The organism is Methylobacter sp. Wu1 (genome assembly GCF_036553575.1).
GTDB lineage: Bacteria > Pseudomonadota > Gammaproteobacteria > Methylococcales > Methylomonadaceae > Methylobacter.
Map to the genome: position 1 here is coordinate 47,146 of NZ_JAZHOC010000039.1, position 19,130 is coordinate 66,275.

Below are 19,130 nucleotides of genomic sequence, written 5' to 3' on the forward strand. Positions count from 1 at the left end.
GATTGACGCCTTTAGCAAAGCCTCTAGATCTTTAGGATTGGATTCAAAATAATATCCCGAGGCCGATTTTTTATGAGCCCTCGTGGGAGCGATGCCAACTGGATTTAAAAACAGGCAATTGTCGAATTCTTAACCCGCTTCCTGAAGCAATCGCCCGATCAATGCCACCGGATGCATGACCGTCACCTGCGGTTCCAATTGACCGGCGCCGGCCGCCAGATGCAGGGCGCAGCCGATATTGGAAGTAACCAGCAAATCCGCGCCGCTGATGTGCAGTTGCTCGATTTTCTCGGCGCCGAGCGGATCGGCGATGTGCGGATGGGTCAGCCTGTGCACGCCGCCGGCGCCGCAGCAGACAGCGTTGTCGGCCAGCGGGATCAGGTTGACGGCCGGGATGCGTGCCAGCAGTTCGTAAACGGCCTGCTGGTTTTTCAGCGTATTGCGCTGGCTGCACGGTTCGTGCACGGCGACGATTTTGCGGCAGGCTTGAAGCGGCAGATTGTCGGGCCAGTGCAGATTGATGAAATGGCTGACATCGATCAGCCGCTCCCTGAAAAAGCCGAGTTCCTCGTCGTCGAAATCGTCAATGGCCAGTTGCTCGTATTCGCTCAGCATCAGGCCGCAGGCGCTGGCCGTGTAGACGACGGCCTCGACATCCAGTGCGTTGAACACGCCGATATTGCGCCAGGCAAGTTGGGCCGCCGTTTCGGCGCGGCCTCGGTGCTGGTGTATGGCGCCGCAGCAGCCTTGCTGGCCGGGAACGATCACATCAAAGCCGATCCGGTTCAGGACGCGTATGGCGGCCGCCGCCGTGACCCTGTCGAAACTTTCGGCGATGCAGCCGGTAAACAGCGCCACGCTGCCGCGCCTTTCGATTGTCGCCAGATAGAACGGCTGCAGCGGCGCTGCATCGATGGCCGGCGGCAACAGGGATTCATAAGTCTCCAGTTTTAATACGGATAACAGGCCGGATTTACGCAACAGAGTTTGCAGGCCCGAGCGCTGATAAATTCCGAGCAATCGGCTTAACAAGTGCAGCCGGGGCTTGTGTTCAATTAATGCCAGCGACAGTTTTTCAATAAGGCCGGCCAGGCGGGAGGGCTCAGCCATTTCAGCGAGCTTTTGCCGGCTCTGGTCGAGCAGCTGGCCGTAAGCCATCTTGCTGGGGCAGACAGTCTCGCAGGCACGGCATTGCAGGCAGTTGTTCAGGTGCGCCAGTTCTTCCCCGGAAGGCACGACGGACTGGTTAAGAATCTTGTCGATCGTGCGTATGCGCCGGCGGGGCGTTTCCTCATCGATGCGGTTGAGCCTGAAGGTCGGGCAGTGGCTGACGCACAGGCCGCAGCGCATGCAGTCCGACGCTTCCGGAATGTACAGGCCGTTCTGTTCGTAAGCCGTGTCATCGAAAAATTCCAGCATGCTTACGACTCCATGATGTAGGCATAGGCGCGGCGCAGCAATTCCATTTCGGCCGGCGGCTGGCTTCTTAACTGGGTCAGGGTTCTGAACCTGCCGCCGCCGCTTTCCACGAGTTGGTGCGGCGGGTCCAGCAGATCGAAGCGGGCCAGGTAAACGGTGACGATGCCTTTCGGCGTCTCAATCCGCTCACGGTAGCCGGCCTCGGCTTTCAGCAAATGAATCGGCAAATCCAGCGCCGCGCCGGCCGCCTGCACGACCGCGGCCGGATGCGTGCATACCACGTCATGCGCCGTTTCTTCCGGCTCCAAGGCCGAAGACAGCAGCGGCAAAGGCGAGGGCGCGCAGACGCTGCCAGTGGCATGCTGCACGAACAGGGTCAGGGCGCTGATGGCGCCGTTGTAATAGAGGATAACGCGGTTGTCTGTCATATGGCGGCTAGTGGTGAGCGTCCCAGAGATTCTTGTAGCTGCTGTCCATGCGCGAGAGGCGGGCGGTGATCTGGTCGAGCTTCTCGAATTCAGGATAGCGGCCAGGTCTGCCGGCACCGTACCAGGCTTCCATGGCTTGGGTCAGCTGCTGTTTTTCGGCATAGCACCGGGCGATCTGGGTTTTCAGCCAGGCCATGCTGTTGTCAGGGCTTAGCGCCACGATCCGGTATCGGGCGCCATTCTCGAAAATACGCACGCCGCCGCCTTCGGCCGCCGTCCGGTAAAGGCTGTCCGCATCGGTCACTTCGATGCCGGCCAGGTAGTCGATGCCGAATTCATGGAATTCCGGCAGCCACGGTACGGTCGGCCCCATCAATACCGTGACGGCAGCGCGGGACAGTTCGGCCAGGCGCGGAAAGGTCTTGTTGATTAGCGAACTGGCCGTCAGAAATACCCAGTCGGCTTCCGGCAGCAGGAATTCGCAGGCCGGGTCGGGGTAATCGCCGGGTGCGGTCTGCCGCTCGATAATGCGCAGGTCGATCTGTTCGGCATAGCGCTCGATGCCCGGATAGCGGCCGATCACGACGACCTTCTTGCCCTGCAGCTGCGGCAGGAAATGCTCGAACACGGCCAGGTTGCCCAGGCCCGGGACCGGTTGGAGGCTGAGGCCCGCCGGCAGCTCGCGCGCATTCAGGCTGCAATTGATCGCGGCCATGCCGACGGTGGCTTTGTAAGGCTCCCAGTCAGTGATCCAGCCGGCCAGCTCGCTCAGCGTTCTGCCGGCCAGCGTGCCGGACCAGGAAAGGGTCCGGGTCGGTACGCCGGGACTCATGGCCAGGCCGAGAGTCACTCTGTTGTCAGGTTGTACCGTCTTGCAGGCCGTCCACACCAGGCCGACGGTCAGTTCGTTCACGCGCGCAGTGTTGGCGGCATAATCCAGCAACAGTTCATAAATACGGTTCGGCTTGTTCATTCCGGCATCAACAGTAATTTGGCTTCGGCCGTGATCCTGTTCGCGCTGCCCCAGGCCGTGACGCCCTCGACGAACCACTTGGGCTTGGCCGGGTGCGGCCTGACCACATCGTATTCGGCGTAAAACGTGCCGTCGCTGTTGAATTGCAGGCTGCCGATGCGCTGCTGGCGCTGGTCGTGCCAATAGCCGGTCAGGTTGTGTTCGCCCGTGTACGGGTCCTTGACCAGCTTGAAGCAGGCCGCGTCGAACAGCGGGTAGGCGAGGCTGCCGGACTCGAAGCCGAGCCGGTCGATTTCATGGCCGAGCCGTGCGCATATCGAGTCGCCCAGCTCGCGTTTTGTCTGGATATGTTCATTCAGTTCCATTGTTGCGCCTCCAGGGCGGCGGCCAGGTCCATGATCACCGAGGCGCCGGATTTATCCTGCGGGTCCAGTTGCTGCAGCAGCGACAAAATGAGCTGGCCTTCGACCATTTGGCCTTGCCGCAACTTGATGAACGCCAGCGCCTTCAGGGTATACAGGTAAAACAGGGTAATCTCGTTCGCGTACATATCCCACTTTTTCGGCTCCCTGACCAGCCGGCGAAAATCGCTGGGGAAGCCGCCCTGCCGGGCCGATTCCTCCAGGCCCGACAGGGCGATGCGTTCGGCGTCGGCCAGGCGCTTTTGATAGAAATAGAACTTGTACAGGGCGAAATAGGTTTGCAGGCAATGACGGTCCGTCGCCTGCGCCTGTATAAACAGGTTTTCCGCCCGCGCTTGATCGACGGAACTGGCGATTACCGCCGCTTGCAGCAACTGATTGACTTCGGGCGGCATGTTCGGGCTGAAGGTGATCCTTTCTCCCACGTCCATAGCTACCAGACCTCGGCTGGCGCTACCAGATTGGCAACCGGCTCACCGCCCAGCAGATGCTGATCGATGATGGTTTTGACGTCGGTCGGTTTGACTTTGCCGTACATGACGCCTTCCGGGTAGACCAGCACGCTCGGGCCCATCATGCAGGGGCCCATGCAGCCGGTGTTGGTCAGCGCGATTTTCTCGAACAGGTTGCGGCTTTGTATCTCGTTCATGAATTCGTTCATGACCTCTGCGCAGCCGCTGCTGGCGCAGGAGCCGCGGGGGTGGCCTTGGGGGCGGTTCTGGGTACAGATGAATACGTGTTTTTCTGGTCTGGGCATGGTGGCTTCCTTTTTGTCGATAATGTGTCGCTGGCGCGACTTCTGTTTGAATCGAGTTCCGGCTGTAGGTGCGAATTTATTCGCACTGGGTAAGCAACAGTGCGAATAAATTCGCACCTACAGCCGGACGGGGCATGTTGCCCCGTCCGAAACGTTTAGCACTTGGTCATGCGATCTTTGTCCCTGGTTCCCCTTCCGCGTGGGAATCAGGGAGAATACAACTCCCAAACGCTTTGTAGGGTACGCATCACGTACCTTTTCAAAACCTGCCGTACACTACGACTTCCAAAAGGTACGCAATGCGTACTCTACAGCCGGACGGGGCATGTTGCCCCGTCCGGAACGTTTGGCGCTTGGTTGTGCAATTTCTAAGTTCAGGCACCCCAACCGTGTAGGCTGGGTTGGAGCTTTAGCGGAAACCCAGCATGGGCGGCGTCGAATGCTGGGTTTGGTAGCCCAGCTTTGTAGGGTACGAGGCTGTGAAAGAATCCAGAGTTTTTCTTTTTGATCTCTATATGTTGTTATATGAAAATATAAAATACACAATATATTGTGGTTAAAATTTCAAAAAACGAATACTTTCACAGTCTCGTACGCATCGCGTACCTTTTCAAAGCTTGCCCGAGCTCACTCCAACTCCAAAAGGTACGCAATGCGTACCTTACGTCGGCGTCACGCCGCTTCCTTATGCGCATGCGTAAAGCAGTTTTTCGGGCATACCTTCGAGCACGCCTCGCAGCCGATGCAGTCATTGGCATTTTTAATGCTCATGACCATGTTTTCATCGTCATCATCCTCATCGCCATAGTCGTCGAAGTCCGCGAGCGCGTCGGCCTTTTCCACCAGGTCGAACACATCGCGCGGGCAGACTTTGAAGCAGCGTCCGCAGCCGATGCAGGTCGTCTGGTTGATATTGCTCACATAGGACGGAGTCCATTCCGCGCCGCCGAAGGTCACACCGGTTACAAATTCAGACATGCGAAGACTCCCTATCAGGCCGCATCGGATTGCGCGGCGTTAAATTTCTGGTTGGCCTCATCCCAGGCCTTGCAGGCATCGAAAGTGGCCTGTGCTATGCCCATCAGCTCCTGATAGGCATCCGGCAGGCGGTCTTCGATCAGGTCGTGCAGTACCATGGCCTGTTCGGCGGCCAGCCGTTTGGTCTTCTTGACCTCTTTTTCCAGTTTTCTCAGTTCTTCAGGACTCACGGCAGCCTCCTAATCCGTCGCGGCGGCGCGATATTTTTCGATCAGTTCCAGCGCTTTCGCGATGGTCTTGTCGCTTTGCTCGCACATCGCCTCCAGGCTCGGAAAGCCCCAGCGGTGCACGTCGCGCAGCACCTTGTCGACCACGATCAGCTTGCCGACCATGACCAGCGCCCGGCCGAAGCCTTCATGGGTCAGGTTGACTACGGGCACGGCCATGAGACCGCTTTTCTGCTCGATCAGCGTCGCCAGCGAGTTGTAATAGGCCTTGATGCGCGCCACGGTGATGCCGTCCGGATCGCCGACGACGGGAATCTCGCGCTTGCGCTCCTTGGTCAGCACGATAGGATCGATGATTTTCGCGTTCGACCAGCCATCGTAGGTGTCGTAGGTGTCGATGGCGCGCAGTTGTTTGATCAGATCCTTAACAAGCTCGGAATCCAAATGTACGTCGTCCTCTTGGACGACCAGTTCAGCGGTGGTCATGGTGTACTCCGTTAATTATGGTGTGATGGAGAAAATTTTTATTCATCCCAGCCTTCGCTTTCCATCTGGTCGAAACGGTTGGGATCGGGGCTTTTTTGCTTGTTGATGGCTTTCGCCAGCCAGCTGGACGGGCCGGCCTTCAACTCATTTTGCAGGTCGGCGATCAGGTCCTTGATTTTACTGCCCTCATGCACCTTGACCGGCTGAATGCCCTTGCCGATCAGCTGGTTGACGGCCGAAGCGCCGATGGCTTGGCAGTAAACTGCCGCGCAGCCGTCCAGCAGCTGAATCTTCACGGACAGCTTGTCCTCGTTGCCGTCCTGCGCCAGCTCGCCGAACTGCGCCGCTTCCATGAGCTCGGAATGCTCCATGTCGACGGCGTAAACCGCGAACGACCTGGCGGAGCCGAAATGCTGGTTGACGTATTCCATATCGGTGGTGGCAAAAGCGATTTTCAATGCGGTATCCATAAATTTGCTCTCATCTTTACTTTGCACGACGTGCAGTCTTCTGCTTAATGACATGACGATGCGCTTGTTTCGTTGGCCGGTTTCTGCGCGTAAACCGAGCGGTAAACGGGGATTTCCTCGTGCGCGTGATTGATGACCAGATTGGCCAGATCAAACAGCGTCTGCCGCGCGCCCTTGTAGCCTATCCAGGTTTTCTGGTAGCCGCCGATGATGTCGTAGAGCGGAAAGCCGGCCCGGAGGATCGGCGTGCCGAGCCGCTCGGCGCTGTCGACGGCGTGCGAGTTGCCGATCACCAGCTGCGCGTTTTCGGCTTTGGCGATCAGCTCCATGTCTTCCAGATCGCCGATCTTGATGCTGACGACCGGTATGCTGGCCAGCTGCGGCGTATTGCAGGAGGTGACCGCGGCCACGACCTCGGCGCCCATTTCCTGCACCTGATCGACCAGCGCATGCAAAAGGTCCGCATCGGCCGCGATGGCGATGCGCAGCTGGCCGAGCATGAAATGGGTGTCGAGCATGGCGTCCTGCAACTGCGAGCGCTGGCGCTCGATGCGTTCCGGCACGTCTAGGCCGCTGATTTCGGCCAGCGCCGAGATCAGGGCATCGTTGGCGTGCAGGCCGTAGAGATGGTCGAACCGGTAAGTCGGCACGCCGGTCTTTTCTTCCAGCAGATCGGCCGCTTTCTGCAGCGAGGCGCCGATCACGACCGTCGCCTTCGCATGGCCTAATGTGGCCATTTCCGACAGCGGCGTGCCGCCGATCGTGACCGGGCTGAAATCGTCATCGGTCAGGCAGCCGTCCAGCGAGTCGGACAGGTCCGGCACGAATACGGGCCGCAGTTGAAACTGCTCGAAGATATCGCGCAACGCTTCCAGATCGCCCGGCGTCAGCATGTAGCTGACCAGCACGTTCACCTGGCGCCGGCGCCAGCCCGGCAGCGTGCTGGCCTCCTTGGCATCGGGCACCAGCGCGCGGATGATTTCAGTCAGCGTGGCCGCATAGCCGGTTTCGACGCTGCCGGTAAAATCGGGCGTATTGACCGCGACCACGGCCACATCGTCGAACTCGGGATGGGCGGCCCTGAATTCGCGGACGTTGCGGTGCACGTCGGCGCCTTGCGTCTCGGCCAGGCCCGTGGTCAGGATGGTAATGAGGGCCGGGCGCGACTTCTCCGCGATGGTCTTGATGCCGACCACCACATTCTCGTCCGCGCCCAGCACCGAACTGCTCTGATCCATGGCCGTGCTTTGCAGCGGAATGGGCTCGCGGAAATGGCGCACGAAGAACACCTTGGCGAACGCCGTGCAGCCTTGCGAGCCGTGCAGCATGGGCATGGCGCGGTTGAATCCTAATGTCGCCAGCGAGCCGCCGATGGGCTGGCTGGCTTTCAGCGGGCTGACCGACAGCGCCTTGTTGCGTTTCAGGATCTCGGTCATGCCGCCACCTTTGCCTTCTTCCACGGTGCCGGCGTTCTGACCGATTCCCAGACCGGGCTTTCGATCGTCAATGCCAGTTGCCTCACCAGTTCCAGCATGCCTTGATAGCCTTCGTAGCCGAATTCCCGTTCCTGGTTGATGTCTAGGAACGGGATTTTCGCCTTCAGCGCCGTGTACATGTTGCGGCCGCCGGCGATCAGGATGTCGGCCTTGTAATCGTGCACGATGCGGATCAGTTCCCTCGGGCTGCCGTCCTCGATCATCAGCGTATCCTCGCCCATCAGTTCGCGAATCCGCGCCTTGTCTTCCTCAGTCGATTTTTTCGTGCCGGTCGCGACGACCACCATGCCCAGATCCTGCAACGCCGAAATCACCGACCAGCTTTTCACGCCGCCGGTAAACAGCAGCACGCGCTTGCCTTTCAGCCGTTCCTTCCACGGCGCCAGCTCGGCGCGGATGCGCGTTTCCTCTCGCTCGATGAGTTGTTCCGTGCGTTCGGTCAGATCGGGATCATTGATGGCCTTGGCGAAATCGCGCAGGGCCTGGCTGGTGTCGGTAATGCCGTAAAAGCTGCCTTCAAACCAGGGCGTGCCGTACTTTTCATTCAGCTTGCGCGCGACGTTGAGCATGGCCTTCGAGCACACCATCATATTGACCTCGGCCTTGTGCATGGTCTGCACCTCGCGGAAGCGCGCATCGCCGGACAGCGTGCACAGAATGCGCAAACCCAGCTCATCGAACAGCGGCAGCACATGCCAGAACTCGCCGGCGATGTTGTATTCGCCGACCAGATTCACATCGTGGATCTTGATTTCGGCGCGCTGGACCGACAACGGCAGCGGGTCGGGATCGCGCGTGCCGATCACATACTTGAACATGGCATCGCCGGCGATGCGGTTGCCGAGGTTCTTGGTGCCGTAAAAGCCGGCGCTGTCGATAGGCACGACCGGCACGCCCCAGCGCTCCTCGGCCGACCGGCACACCGCGCCGATATCGTCGCCAATCAGCGCCGGCACGCAGGTGTTGTAAATGAACACAGCCGGCGGCTGGTAGGTTTCGACGGCCTGCTTGATGGCATGGAACAGCCGCTTCTCGGCGCGGCCCATGACGATATCCTGCTCGGTCAGATCCGTGGTCATGCCGATGCGGTACAGACTCGCCCCGGAAGAGCGCGTGCCGCGGTTATCCCACGAGCTGCCGGCGCAGGCGATAGGCCCGTGCACGATATGCGCGACATCGGCAATCGGCAGCAGCGCAATCTGTGCCCCGTCAAACGCGCACCCGCCCGCCGAAGCGCCGGGCTTGGGCTTGGCGCAGCCGGACTTCTCCTTTTTGTTGTGCTCGCAGGAGGGCTCGTCCAGTAGTTCAGCAATGTCTTTGGTTGATTTCATGGCTCTGACCGATAGTTTTGTTTTACTTTGGGAAGAGCAATGATTGTGCCAGTTTGGGGAGTGTTGATTTTGCTGGGGTTGGTGGGGGAGAGGATTGTAGGAAATGCTACAAAAATTGAGGATTAATGTAGGAAGAGGCGGGGGTAATTAGGCATTTCGAAGCTGACTAGGTTTATGCTAAGCTCTGGCCCGTTTATACATGCCAGTTTTGAAAGACGTTCTTAAAATTTGAGCTTGAGTAAGAGTGTAGAATATCCAAATTTAGATAATTTTATTAGGCCAGCAATATGAAATTTGAGCTTCAAACACTGGACAGTTATGAAGATGATGATCTCGTTGAAGAGCTAAAGCGAGTATCAGATCTCGTAAATGGGAGACTTACGATGTCAAAATTTGATGAACATTCCAAAGTTCATTCATCTACGGTTAGAAACCGATTCAATGGCTGGGGTAACGCCCTTGAAAAAGCTGGTCTTGGGGATGAAGTCTCACCGCAGGCGAGAACAATTACTGATAAACAAATAGTCGCGCTAGCTAAAGATATAGCTCAAAAACTTAATACAGTATTCCTCACTAATAAACAGTTCACGCAACATACTGGTATTGGCCAAAAGACGATTCTCAATAGATTTGGCAGTTGGAAAGAGGTATTAAAGAGAGCAGAGCTAGAAACAGTTGCGCTTGGGCGTCGATATTCCGATGAAGAATGCTTTGAAAATATTCTTAACTTATGGATGCATTACGGTCGGCAGCCTAATTACGCGGAATTAAAACAACCTCCTTCTAATGTCGGAGCAAAAGCATATATTGGTCGATGGGGAAGTTGGAGAAAAGCATTAAGAGCTTTTGTTGAAAATGCTTCTAACACAGATAAAGCTAACCAAGAAACAGAAGTCAACAAACCTTCAGAACTTAAAGAAGAATATGAGGGAACACCAAAACAAGCGAAATCTAGATCTCTTAGCCTAGGTATCAGATATAAGATATTAGTGAGAGATAATTTTAGGTGTGTTATCTGTGGTCGTTCGCCCGCAATTAATCTTGGAACTATTCTACACATTGATCATATATTGGCATGGTCAAAAGGTGGTTCAAATGATCCATCCAATTTGAGAGTTTTGTGCTCAGATTGCAATTTTGGGAAAGGAGATAATCATGAAATCGCCTAATAATCATATCCAGCGCGGTAGGCTGGGTTGCTAAACCCAGCATTTCGGAGTCACCTACGCTAGATTTTTGCTAAACTTCAACTCAGCTTACACGTTTGAATTTATGTAACTGATAATATTGGTAATGTAATCCAGGATCTCTTTAAACATGGAGGATAGAGATGTTAGCAACACATTTAGAAGCTGAGGAACGGTATGACAGTATTAGAAAAATAACAATTGGAGCAGCACAGAGAAAACTCTCTCAGAGACCAGAGTATGCTGATCTTGTTTTGGATACGTTTAGTGGCAAGGCGTTGATGGAATCTCAAAGCTGGAGGAGGTCCGCAAAGCGGCGTGTGGATTGGGATTGGATAGATGGTTATTCTTCGTTTAAATTTCGCTATCCTAAACGCTTTGAATTGGCTGTTTGGCATAAAAAATCACTTATCAGTCTGACACTTGGCCGTCCGACTTACAATGGCACTGCTTTAAGGCTGGATTTTATAGAAGCAAATCCCGACAATCCTGGAGACATTAGAGTATTTCCGGTAGTCTTATTCGCTATGATGGTATATGCGGAGGCGCTTGGGGCAGTCGAACTGAGAGTCATGAAGCCCATCAATGAAGAAGTGAAGAAATATTACGAATCAGTGGGATTAATTTACGTGGAAAAGGGCGATTATCTCTATATGAGGTTATAAGTTATGTCAAAGAAAATTATCGACTTAAAGAAAGCTAGAAATAAGAAAAAGCAGTCATCCATTGATGAGATTGCTGAAGCTTCTGCTCGTCGGATATTTGATAACATCCCGGATGATTTAAAAGAACCCGAAGCATTGGCTTCTGGGGGCGATATGTCAAAAATTCTTGAAGAGGATAGTGATGAAGAAAAAGACAAATAATTCTCGTCCCATGCTTGAGAGTGAAAAACAGATTACACCAATGGAAAATGAAATTGATCCAAAAAATTATTTCGCCAAAATCAATCAGGCTATCAACAAAGCTGAAAAACGATGCAAGCTTGATATTCAAAAAACGTTAAATAATTGATTTTTTATAGCGAGGTAGCCAGGTAGGGTACGAGACTGTGAAAGAATCCAGCCGTTCCGTCGCCGCAAAGTATACGGCCGTATGATGGATGACTTGTAAGGTGGATTTGCCTTGGCAATCCACCACAAACGGAGCCTTAAAACCGAAATGTTCCGCAATACTACCTGGCCTGTTTGAAATGGCGGTTTGCTGCGCGAAACCACCCTACTTGGCTGGTCGAACGGCGGGGCTTCAATAAAGCCGCGGTCGCCCTGGCCAACAAGAATGCTCGGATCCTGTGGGCGATGGCGACTAAAGAGCAAGCTTACGAGCCTAAGGTAGCCTAATAGGCGCCGGGTTATCCACCCTTTGCCCACCGACTGCGTGAAAGTGAAGCACTGCGTCCGTGGACAAAGCGTGGATAACCCTCTTGGGACATGTTTTAACCGAGTACACAAGATTGCGGAGGCAAGTTAACAATCAGTGATGACAACAACAGGTCAGACCGGTGCTTTCCAAACCCGTTCAACCCAGAGAGTTCATTAAGAAACCGTTAGGCTGGTTGAGGTGAAAGCGCGCGGATAGATTCATCAGGAGTCCTGAGGTATGAAAACCTCTGTTGAGAGACCGAATAGTTGGCGGCAATCTTGATCTCTGTTACTGACATTACAAAATTGAAAACTTGGCTTGCAATAATCGAGGAGTCCATATATGGGTTGATAAACCCAGCATTTAAAAGCTACCGATGCTGGGTTTCCGCAAAGCTCCAACCCAGCCTACATAAGCTTACTCCCATGAATGTCTAAGGAGGCTGCCAATATATCACAGCCAAGCGCTTGCGCCCCTTTAATGGACATGCTTATGCCAGCGCGGTAGGCTGGGTTGGTAAACCCAGCATTTCAATGCCACCCATGCTGGCTTTCCGCTAAACTCCAATCCAGCTTACCGCGTTACCGAGTTTCTTCGCAAAAAATGTCAAAACTAGTAGTTCATTTGTTGGCATGATGAATTCACCTTCTTTGAGGAGATGTCGATGAGCGAATATGGTGTAAGGATAAATCGGGCTTTGAACTATGCTCAGGAAAAACTTCCTGAAAATGTTGAACTTGATGATGTGGCTCAGATAGCCGCCTTTTCGCCATATCATTTTCATCGTGTTTTTATGCTTGTGGTTGGTGAAAATTTCGCCAGCTTTATACGCAAAAGACGATTAGAATGGGCGGCGATGGAATTACTAAACACGAAGCGCCGTATCTTAGATATCTCCTTGGATGTTGGTTATGAAACCCAAGAGAGCTTTGGTAGGGCTTTCAAGCTCCAATTTAATACTACACCGAGTAAGTTTCGGAATAAGGTGAGAAGCCCGAACGAAGGTTTTATTGGATTGAAATCAGCTTTTGAAATCCATATAGGAGAGCTTATGAAACATGAAATTGTTGAACGTAATGGCTTTGAAGTAATTGGTATACAAAAGGACTATGACTCCCCAGATTTTTCTGGTGCGTTATCTCAATGGCAAGAGTTATGGTCTAGAAGTAACGAGGTTAAGTCCAAAGAAAACAACTGCTATTATGGCCTAACAGTGGTGCCGACTAAGACACGGCAAAAAAATGATTGTTCAGGGGTCTTCCGATACATGGCTGCAAAGGAAGCAGATGAAGGAGAAATAGTACCCGCAGGGATGATCAAGCTGACCATTCCTGCTCAAAAATATGCAAAGTATACATACAATGGGCCAATATCTGGCTTTCAGGCGTTTATTATGAATGTTTGGACCCGTTATTTGCCGGAATCGGGCTTGGAAGTTATTGAATCGCCAGAAATTGAAGTATATGACGAGCGTTTTAGCTTGGATTCACATGAGAGTGAAATGGATTATTTAGTGCCTGTTAAGTAGCTGGACTAGTTCTCAGTGAGTTTGCATAACTGGAGGGGCGGCTAGTTTTGTGCTGCCTCTTCTTGTTTTTATGAATTAAAGTGACCTTACACATTGCAATAAGGTATACAGAAAGTGCATATAACAATAGGCTGTACCGGGACCCAAACAGCTCCGCCCATTTTTGTGCATTCCGCTACGCTACATTTTACACAGCTGTTTTTTGGTTGGAATACTCAATTCGTTAAAGTGGAGCTTAAGAAAATATTCCGGCTTCCGGCTGTTTGCGCAGGGGTAAATTTGGCGTGGAAAATTGGCACATTTTGAGTTTGTTCCTAACTCTGTTTGTTGATTTGCATCTAAATTTGATCCGCCTATCTGGCAGATTATGACCTAAGATGATTTTCTTTTTCCAGTCTGTTTATCCTCTCGTTGTTGTGAAGTTGAGCGCGTAGGCTGGGTTGTGAAACCCAGCATTCGAAGCCCCCATGCTGGGTTTCCGCTAAATCTCCAACCCAGCCTACCGCGCTGTTTCCGTAACCCAAAATTGCAAGCCGGGCTGAGTTGGGCACGAAGCAGCATGTGCCCAACCTATAGTCTATGTGGACGGGACGCATATCCCGTCCGGCGAAGCAGGCGCCCGGTACAACCGGACTCAGGGCGTGCCGCAAGGTTGTGGCGCGGCGCTTGCGGTGCTGCCGACGGTCCGGTCAGCCCAGGACAGCATTTGGCTGTAGGCTGCATTCGCGTTGGTGTGCAAGTTGAGGTCATGGCCCGAATCGCTGATCACGGCCGTATCGACGCACGCTTCGGCACTGTAGAAGGCCTTCTCGTAGTTCTGCACTGCGGCCTTGTCGGAACAGTTCACGAGGTTGCCGCAGAAGACGTAGTCGAACTCACCGATGACAACTTGCACCGGTCCTTTGACTTGGAAAGAGATTGGATCGGAAACCATCGCCAGTCCGGTGCCGAGCTCACCGACGGTCACGGTTTGTTTGAGCGCTTCGTCGAGCGCGAGTACCTCGGGGTTGGCATTCGGCAGGTAATAGAATAAATCGCCTCGGGTGCCCGGCATGGTGGTCAGGTAGTCGGAATTCGGGAACTGTCCGGCGAATTTCTCGTCGAGCGTGGCCGCATAGACGGCTGGCGCGAACGTGGAGTTGATAAAGGAGTCGCTGAGGTCATGCAGAAAACCGGTCAGAATGATGCCGTCAGCCTCGCCCGGAAAGCTGCCGGCGTAATTAACGGTGGTGAAAGAACCCATCGAATGACCGACGACGATGACCTTTTCGAAACGCTGCGAGGCGACTTCTCCAGCGCGCAGGGCTTCAACTACCTGATGGACGACGAACGCATTGGCATCGATGTCGACGCGGTTGCCATCGGGATGGTCGCTGGCGCCATAGCCGATGCGGTCGAGATTGAAAGTGGCATAGCCGCGCTTGGCGGCGGCGCGAACGTATGAATAATGCTCGGTCTGGTACGGGAAGTCCCAATAGTACCGGGCATAGGTGGAACCGTGCAGCAGAATCTGGACGGTCTTGCCTGCGGCCGGCCCCTGCGAGCACAGCGTTCCTGCCAGCTGGAACGTCTCGGTCTCCCCGGGAGCCAGAGCGACATTCAGGGTATGGTCACTGCACTCCGGCATAGTTTCGGCTGCTGCCGGCTGAGCCGTTGCGAACGCGCCCGCTGCCATCGTCAGTATGGCTATGATCAGCCCCTCGCGGACCGCTGGTCGGCCGGTCGTTTGTTTGTCATGGTGTTTCATAGAACATTCTCGCTAAATACGTTAATTGCATGGGATTGAGCTACCTGACCTCGGTGCAGCGCCATCTGATACATCTTGTAGATAGGGTTGTGTAGAAAGGCTGCTCAGCCGCCCAGAACAGGTTTTCACCATCGAATTTCCGGTTCATTTAAACCCGCGACAGACCTGTTTGATATGCTTGGGTTTGAGCCGCAATGGCACGGGTAATCGGGCTCAGCGCTAAGTACGGACCAGTCGGTGAAGTCCATGGGTGTTGCTCTCAATGGCATCCCTAGCCTGGAAATAGCAGCTCTTAGCCGGAGTTGATATCAAGCTGTTATAAGCTTCAGCTTGAGTTTGAGATTTTAGGTAAGCAAAACAACATATTCAAGCGCTATGTGCAAATCTGGCGTACAGAGAATCAAGCGGCATCCTGTTGCCGATCCCCCGGTTTGCTTGATGCCGTTAATGAATTTCACGCCGGTGAACATCGGCTAACTGTTGATCGCCTCTTAGCGTCTAGAGTGGGTTGGCAAACCCGGCATTTCCGAGCCGCCCATGCCAAGTTGAAAATAAGCGGTTACCCGGAATTATTTACCCACTCGTCCTATCTATAAAATCTGTAAAGTTGGCGGACTCGATCGACCAGATCCAGTAAAGCAAGACATTATTTTTTACGATAAACAATGATTGGGGAGACGAGCGACAGCAATCTTAAAGCATAACTGGAACTGTAGCCGCATTGAATCCTGGGAAAGAGTAATTCATCAAGGATGCCTTTCATTTAGGAGGAAAGCCAAAATGACTAATTATCGAAAGATTTCGGTTTATTTGCTGTTTGTAACTGCTGTCCTGTTTGCGGCGGGAGCGATTGCCAGAGGCGGCAGTATTACGCCAAAAAACAAGGTTCCCGACAGCGTTGAAAGCAAGGCCCTGAGTCTCATGGATGACCTGAAGCAGCAGGGCTTCGAAGTCAGTCGCGGCTATTTTAAGCTCTACACAGTCGATGATTGTGACTACACCTTTGACAAAATTGGGTCTTGTTACGGCAACAATCCTGCCGCTCCTTATGCAGTCTTCGCGGTACCCCCTTGGCCGGAGGAGTTTGTGGATCCCGTATTCGGTAATATGTGGGGGCCTTCTCAAGCGGGTTACAACGATATCTATCGCCTCGATCCGCGCGAGGCGATCATCATTTTAGGGCAACTGCCTCCGCCGGGCGCTTTTTTTTCCGATCAGACATGGATTTTTACGCGAGAGGGGGCTTACGATAAGGGCAGCCAGAGGTACAAGGATATTGAAAAGTATCTGCCCGACTTCCTGCCAGCTTTTTTCGCGACTGTGCCTGATCATCCCGAATGCATTCAGGTCTTATCCAGCCTGAGCAATCCTAACAACAATGTGGTCATCGAAAGACAATCCGGCGCAGCTTTTGACCAGATCCGCTATTTCATCATCACCCCGGACCAGGTCATGGATCAGGAGGTCCGAAAGGCCTTCAACCGTATCTCGGTGGAAGATAAGGACGTCTTTACCGAGCCGATCCCATCCGACATGAAGGTCGGCCTCGATCAAGGCGCCGACGACTTTACGAACCTTATTCGCTATGTCAAGCCTGATGACGGAGGAGCGCCCGGCACGCGCTCGGACACTTGGAGAAAGGATCTGCCCCTGGTTGTGCTTCGCGTCAGGGACAAACATTCCGACCGCGCGCCTCAACCGTACTTTCCGGTCCAGCTCGAAGCCAGAACAGCACAGGATGAGCTCTATCTCAAACCCGATCTGTTGAATCTGGTGAAAGCGGTCGGTGAGCGATGGGAGCAGCCTTGTGCCACTGCCGATTGTTCGGACCGGGTCGAGAGCTTCACAATGCTGCAGGAGTTCCCCACTTATCTGGTGGGGTCGCTCTGCCTCTCAGTTGGACAGAACTGCCTTCTCGACACCTTGGACACTACCTATCAACTCTTCGGCCCCATGACGCTCGACAACGGAGAGATCTATGCCGTTGCGGGCACGCTCGGAACGGAAACCGGCAATGCAACATACGTGGGCTTTGGCATCAATCAGCGATCACGCCTTGTAGGGGTCGCCAATCTGTTCAATGATGACCTGAGAGGCACTGCGAAAGGATACGCGGGAAAAGCAAGCAATACCGGCAAATTCTATCTTTACTACTTCACGCGGGACTGTTCCGGCCTGGAAGACCTCACGAACGGCCACTGCTTTCCGCTCTCGGAGCAGATAATTCCGGCGGGCGATCAATTCATAGCCACTATACGCGATTACATCAAGCCGGGCACGCAGCGAGGACCCGATTCAGCGCACGTTTTGCCTTCGATGGTGCTCAAACTACAGAGGCCGTGAAGGAGATCAGGAAGCGGAATGTTATATGACGTCCCCGCGCCGCTTTGGGGACGTATTCAATGCCAGCAATTCTTGATTTTCAAAAGGTACTCGATGCCTACGCTGCATAGCTGCAAAGCACGGTAGGCTTGGTTGATGAGCCCGGCATTTAGAAGTCCCAATGCCGGGTTTCTATTAGATTTCCGACTCAGCCTATATACTAATGTGATTAATCAAAAATATAAGAAGGGATTGAAAATATGCTGATTGTAGCCAAGGTAGCCAGTTGGTCTTTTGAGAAGCGGCTTGAAGAAACTTTTACCAGAACACTCCCCAAGTTAGGACCTGAAGCCCGTGCCCAACTTCAAGCGGTAATCAATCCGACATCGCTTGCCATAATATCGGGTGTTCTGATCGCATGGGTGGTATCTCATGCTGTGGGAATCGGTGAGATAATTGACATAGTTATTCTGGCGCTAGGGATAACTGCGATTGGATTCGCTGTCTTTACGGGACTGGATTATCTTTATGACTTTGCAACGGGCGTTTATCGGGCCAAAACCATACATGATATCGATAAGGCGGCAGACGACTTGGCAAAGGCGATCGGTATCCTTGGCATTCAGGCAGTGTTAGCAATATTGTTTCGAGGGGCAAAATATCCACGAACAAGTCGAGGTGCTCCCATTGAACTTGGGACTCCACCGAAAACACCAGGTATTCGGTACAAACCAACCGTAGAACAAGATCCTACATACATTGCGGGAGAAGGTTTCACTAGCTTTTGGGGGGATATCTCAGTTTCAACTCATGGCTCTCCCAGTAAGCGTGCAGAGGTTCTCCTACACGAACGTGTCCATCAGTTCCTTACGCCTAAGCTCTACATTCTACGTGAGTATAGAGTAAATAATCGCGCCGCTTCCTATATGCGCTCATCACTATGGCGCTACATTGAAGAAGCCTTGGCTGAAACAGTGGCGCAAGTTGGAGTTTATGGTATCCGGCAGTTTCTAACCGGAATACGATTTCCGGTTGAAAGAGGTTATATGTTTTTAACCAAAGGTGGAGGCTTTGATTCAGACTTCACCGGAAGTGGTGCTATTACTGAAGCAGCCGGCCTGCTTTTTAACGGAACGGTATCTGGAATTGCATTTGAACTGCGATTTCAACCTACGAATGTTCCTGTTCGAGAAGTTTCTGCCAAAAAATAGAATGGGGTAAGTAACTTGTTTCACATACTTGACAGGTGGCTGAGTAAGAAAACAAAGCCCCCAAAGACCCGGTTATCTAAAGACGAGGTGCTTAACATTGCACGAAAAGCAGCTACCGAGTATCCACATTGTAAATACCTCAATATTGTAAGGTTAGAGGAAAGTTCTGGTGCTTTAACATGGAGAGTAAGTTCAGCCACAATTGGAAACAGACTACACGTATGGATAGATGACGCTAGTGGCGAAGTGCTCGAAATAAAACAACTTGGAGTTCGCTAAAACTTGGCAGGCCGGATTAAGACTAACCTGCGAATGTTTCTGTTCGGGAAATTCCTGCCGAAAAAATAGCATGAGATAAGCAACATGTTTCACATATTTGATAAGTGGCTGAGCAAAAAAAAAGAGCGCCCCAAGACCCGGCTATCTGAAGACGAGGTAATTGCCATTGCGCGAAAAGCAGCCTCTGATTATGAGAGTTGTGAATACCTCGGTCTTGTAACGTTAGAGGAAAATGCCGGTGCTTTAATATGGACAGTAGGGTCAGCCACAATTGGAAGCGCACTCGTAGTATGGATAGATGACGCTAGCGGCGAAGTGCTCGAAATAAAACAACTGGGAGTTCGCTGAGTGCGGTAGGCTGGACTGCTAAACCCAGCTTTGGGAGCCAGGTAGGGTACGAGACTGTGAAAGTATTCAAAATTTTTCTCTTTGACGTCTATATGCTGTTATATGCAAATATAAAATGCACAATATATTGTGGTTAAAATTTTAAAAAACGAATACTTT

21 protein-coding genes and 1 pseudogene are annotated in these 19,130 nt (G+C 52.9%); 9 read left to right on the plus strand and 13 right to left on the minus strand.

Annotation, left to right across the window (positions count from 1 at the left end; genetic code table 11):
• Window positions 1-129: 129 nt before the first annotated feature.
• The 12 genes from V2P20_RS05340 to nifE form a co-directional block, all read right to left on the minus strand.
• A complete protein-coding gene (locus V2P20_RS05340) occupies window positions 130-1,419 on the minus strand; it encodes a (Fe-S)-binding protein (protein WP_331816857.1) in 1,290 nt (429 codons plus the stop codon).
• Window positions 1,420-1,421: 2 nt separating this feature from the next.
• The gene (locus V2P20_RS05345; RefSeq protein WP_331816859.1) at window positions 1,422-1,847 is read right to left on the minus strand and encodes a hypothetical protein; all 426 of its coding nucleotides are present in this window, start codon (window positions 1,845-1,847) and stop codon (window positions 1,422-1,424) included.
• 7 nt (window positions 1,848-1,854) lie between these two features.
• On the minus strand, window positions 1,855-2,820 hold the full coding sequence (locus tag V2P20_RS05350; protein WP_331816861.1) for a DUF364 domain-containing protein: 966 nt from the start codon (window positions 2,818-2,820) through the stop codon (window positions 1,855-1,857).
• Window positions 2,817-3,185: a hypothetical protein gene (locus tag V2P20_RS05355; RefSeq protein ID WP_331816863.1), complete on the minus strand. Its 369-nt coding sequence runs from the start codon at window positions 3,183-3,185 to the stop codon at window positions 2,817-2,819. The genes V2P20_RS05350 and V2P20_RS05355 overlap by 4 nt, the downstream gene beginning before the upstream one ends.
• Window positions 3,176-3,673, minus strand: coding sequence for a hypothetical protein (locus V2P20_RS05360; RefSeq protein WP_331816865.1), 498 nt, complete (start codon window positions 3,671-3,673; stop codon window positions 3,176-3,178). Before V2P20_RS05360 ends, V2P20_RS05355 begins: the two co-directional genes overlap by 10 nt.
• 2 nt (window positions 3,674-3,675) lie before the next feature.
• A complete protein-coding gene (locus V2P20_RS05365; protein ID WP_331816867.1) occupies window positions 3,676-3,999 on the minus strand; it encodes a (2Fe-2S) ferredoxin domain-containing protein in 324 nt (107 codons plus the stop codon).
• Window positions 4,000-4,671: 672 nt separating this feature from the next.
• Window positions 4,672-4,977, minus strand: coding sequence for a ferredoxin III, nif-specific (gene fdxB / locus V2P20_RS05370; protein WP_331816869.1), 306 nt, complete (start codon window positions 4,975-4,977; stop codon window positions 4,672-4,674).
• Window positions 4,978-4,991: 14 nt separating this feature from the next.
• Window positions 4,992-5,207, minus strand: coding sequence for a CCE_0567 family metalloprotein (locus V2P20_RS05375; protein WP_331816871.1), 216 nt, complete (start codon window positions 5,205-5,207; stop codon window positions 4,992-4,994).
• 9 nt (window positions 5,208-5,216) lie between these two features.
• On the minus strand, window positions 5,217-5,690 hold the full coding sequence (locus tag V2P20_RS05380) for a NifX-associated nitrogen fixation protein (protein ID WP_331816873.1): 474 nt from the start codon (window positions 5,688-5,690) through the stop codon (window positions 5,217-5,219).
• A 38-nt stretch (window positions 5,691-5,728) separates the two neighbouring features.
• Complete coding sequence (gene nifX / locus V2P20_RS05385) at window positions 5,729-6,160, minus strand: nitrogen fixation protein NifX (RefSeq protein WP_331816897.1); 432 nt, start codon at window positions 6,158-6,160, stop codon at window positions 5,729-5,731.
• A 44-nt stretch (window positions 6,161-6,204) separates the two neighbouring features.
• Window positions 6,205-7,596: a nitrogenase iron-molybdenum cofactor biosynthesis protein NifN gene (gene nifN / locus V2P20_RS05390; RefSeq protein WP_331816875.1), complete on the minus strand. Its 1,392-nt coding sequence runs from the start codon at window positions 7,594-7,596 to the stop codon at window positions 6,205-6,207.
• Complete coding sequence (nifE, locus tag V2P20_RS05395; RefSeq protein WP_331816877.1) at window positions 7,593-8,987, minus strand: nitrogenase iron-molybdenum cofactor biosynthesis protein NifE; 1,395 nt, start codon at window positions 8,985-8,987, stop codon at window positions 7,593-7,595. The genes nifN and nifE overlap by 4 nt, the downstream gene beginning before the upstream one ends.
• A gap of 287 nt (window positions 8,988-9,274) precedes the next feature.
• Here nifE and V2P20_RS05400 point away from each other — a divergent pair, with 287 nt between their 5' ends.
• The 6 genes and pseudogenes from V2P20_RS05400 (at window position 9,275) to V2P20_RS05425 (ending at window position 13,064) form a co-directional block, all read left to right on the plus strand.
• Entirely contained in the window at window positions 9,275-10,156 is an 882-nt protein-coding gene (locus V2P20_RS05400; RefSeq protein ID WP_331816879.1) for an HNH endonuclease, read from the plus strand.
• A 161-nt stretch (window positions 10,157-10,317) separates the two neighbouring features.
• On the plus strand, window positions 10,318-10,839 hold the full coding sequence (locus V2P20_RS05405) for a hypothetical protein (protein ID WP_331816881.1): 522 nt from the start codon (window positions 10,318-10,320) through the stop codon (window positions 10,837-10,839).
• Window positions 10,840-10,842: 3 nt separating this feature from the next.
• A complete protein-coding gene (locus tag V2P20_RS05410; RefSeq protein ID WP_331816883.1) occupies window positions 10,843-11,040 on the plus strand; it encodes a hypothetical protein in 198 nt (65 codons plus the stop codon).
• Window positions 11,021-11,188: a hypothetical protein gene (locus V2P20_RS05415; protein WP_331816885.1), complete on the plus strand. Its 168-nt coding sequence runs from the start codon at window positions 11,021-11,023 to the stop codon at window positions 11,186-11,188. Before V2P20_RS05410 ends, V2P20_RS05415 begins: the two co-directional genes overlap by 20 nt.
• Before the next feature lie 212 nt (window positions 11,189-11,400).
• Window positions 11,401-11,514 (plus strand): annotated as a pseudogene (locus V2P20_RS05420) (IS110 family transposase); the annotation flags it as partial.
• A gap of 686 nt (window positions 11,515-12,200) precedes the next feature.
• Window positions 12,201-13,064 carry a GyrI-like domain-containing protein gene (locus V2P20_RS05425; RefSeq protein ID WP_331816887.1) on the plus strand — a complete coding sequence of 288 codons (864 nt, stop codon included), beginning with the start codon at window positions 12,201-12,203 and terminating at the stop codon, window positions 13,062-13,064.
• Window positions 13,065-13,698: 634 nt separating this feature from the next.
• On the opposite strand, the gene V2P20_RS05430 is transcribed toward V2P20_RS05425, so the two are convergent.
• Complete coding sequence (locus tag V2P20_RS05430; protein WP_331816889.1) at window positions 13,699-14,811, minus strand: alpha/beta fold hydrolase; 1,113 nt, start codon at window positions 14,809-14,811, stop codon at window positions 13,699-13,701.
• 780 nt (window positions 14,812-15,591) lie between these two features.
• On the opposite strand from V2P20_RS05430, the gene V2P20_RS05435 reads away from it, so the two are divergent.
• The 3 genes from V2P20_RS05435 (at window position 15,592) to V2P20_RS05445 (ending at window position 18,971) form a co-directional block, all read left to right on the plus strand.
• On the plus strand, window positions 15,592-17,154 hold the full coding sequence (locus V2P20_RS05435; RefSeq protein WP_331816891.1) for a hypothetical protein: 1,563 nt from the start codon (window positions 15,592-15,594) through the stop codon (window positions 17,152-17,154).
• A gap of 239 nt (window positions 17,155-17,393) precedes the next feature.
• Window positions 17,394-18,344 (plus strand): hypothetical protein, encoded by a 951-nt coding sequence (locus tag V2P20_RS05440; protein WP_331816893.1) that lies wholly within the window; start codon window positions 17,394-17,396, stop codon window positions 18,342-18,344.
• A gap of 363 nt (window positions 18,345-18,707) precedes the next feature.
• Window positions 18,708-18,971: a hypothetical protein gene (locus tag V2P20_RS05445; RefSeq protein WP_331816895.1), complete on the plus strand. Its 264-nt coding sequence runs from the start codon at window positions 18,708-18,710 to the stop codon at window positions 18,969-18,971.
• The last annotated feature ends 159 nt before the right edge of the window (window positions 18,972-19,130 follow it).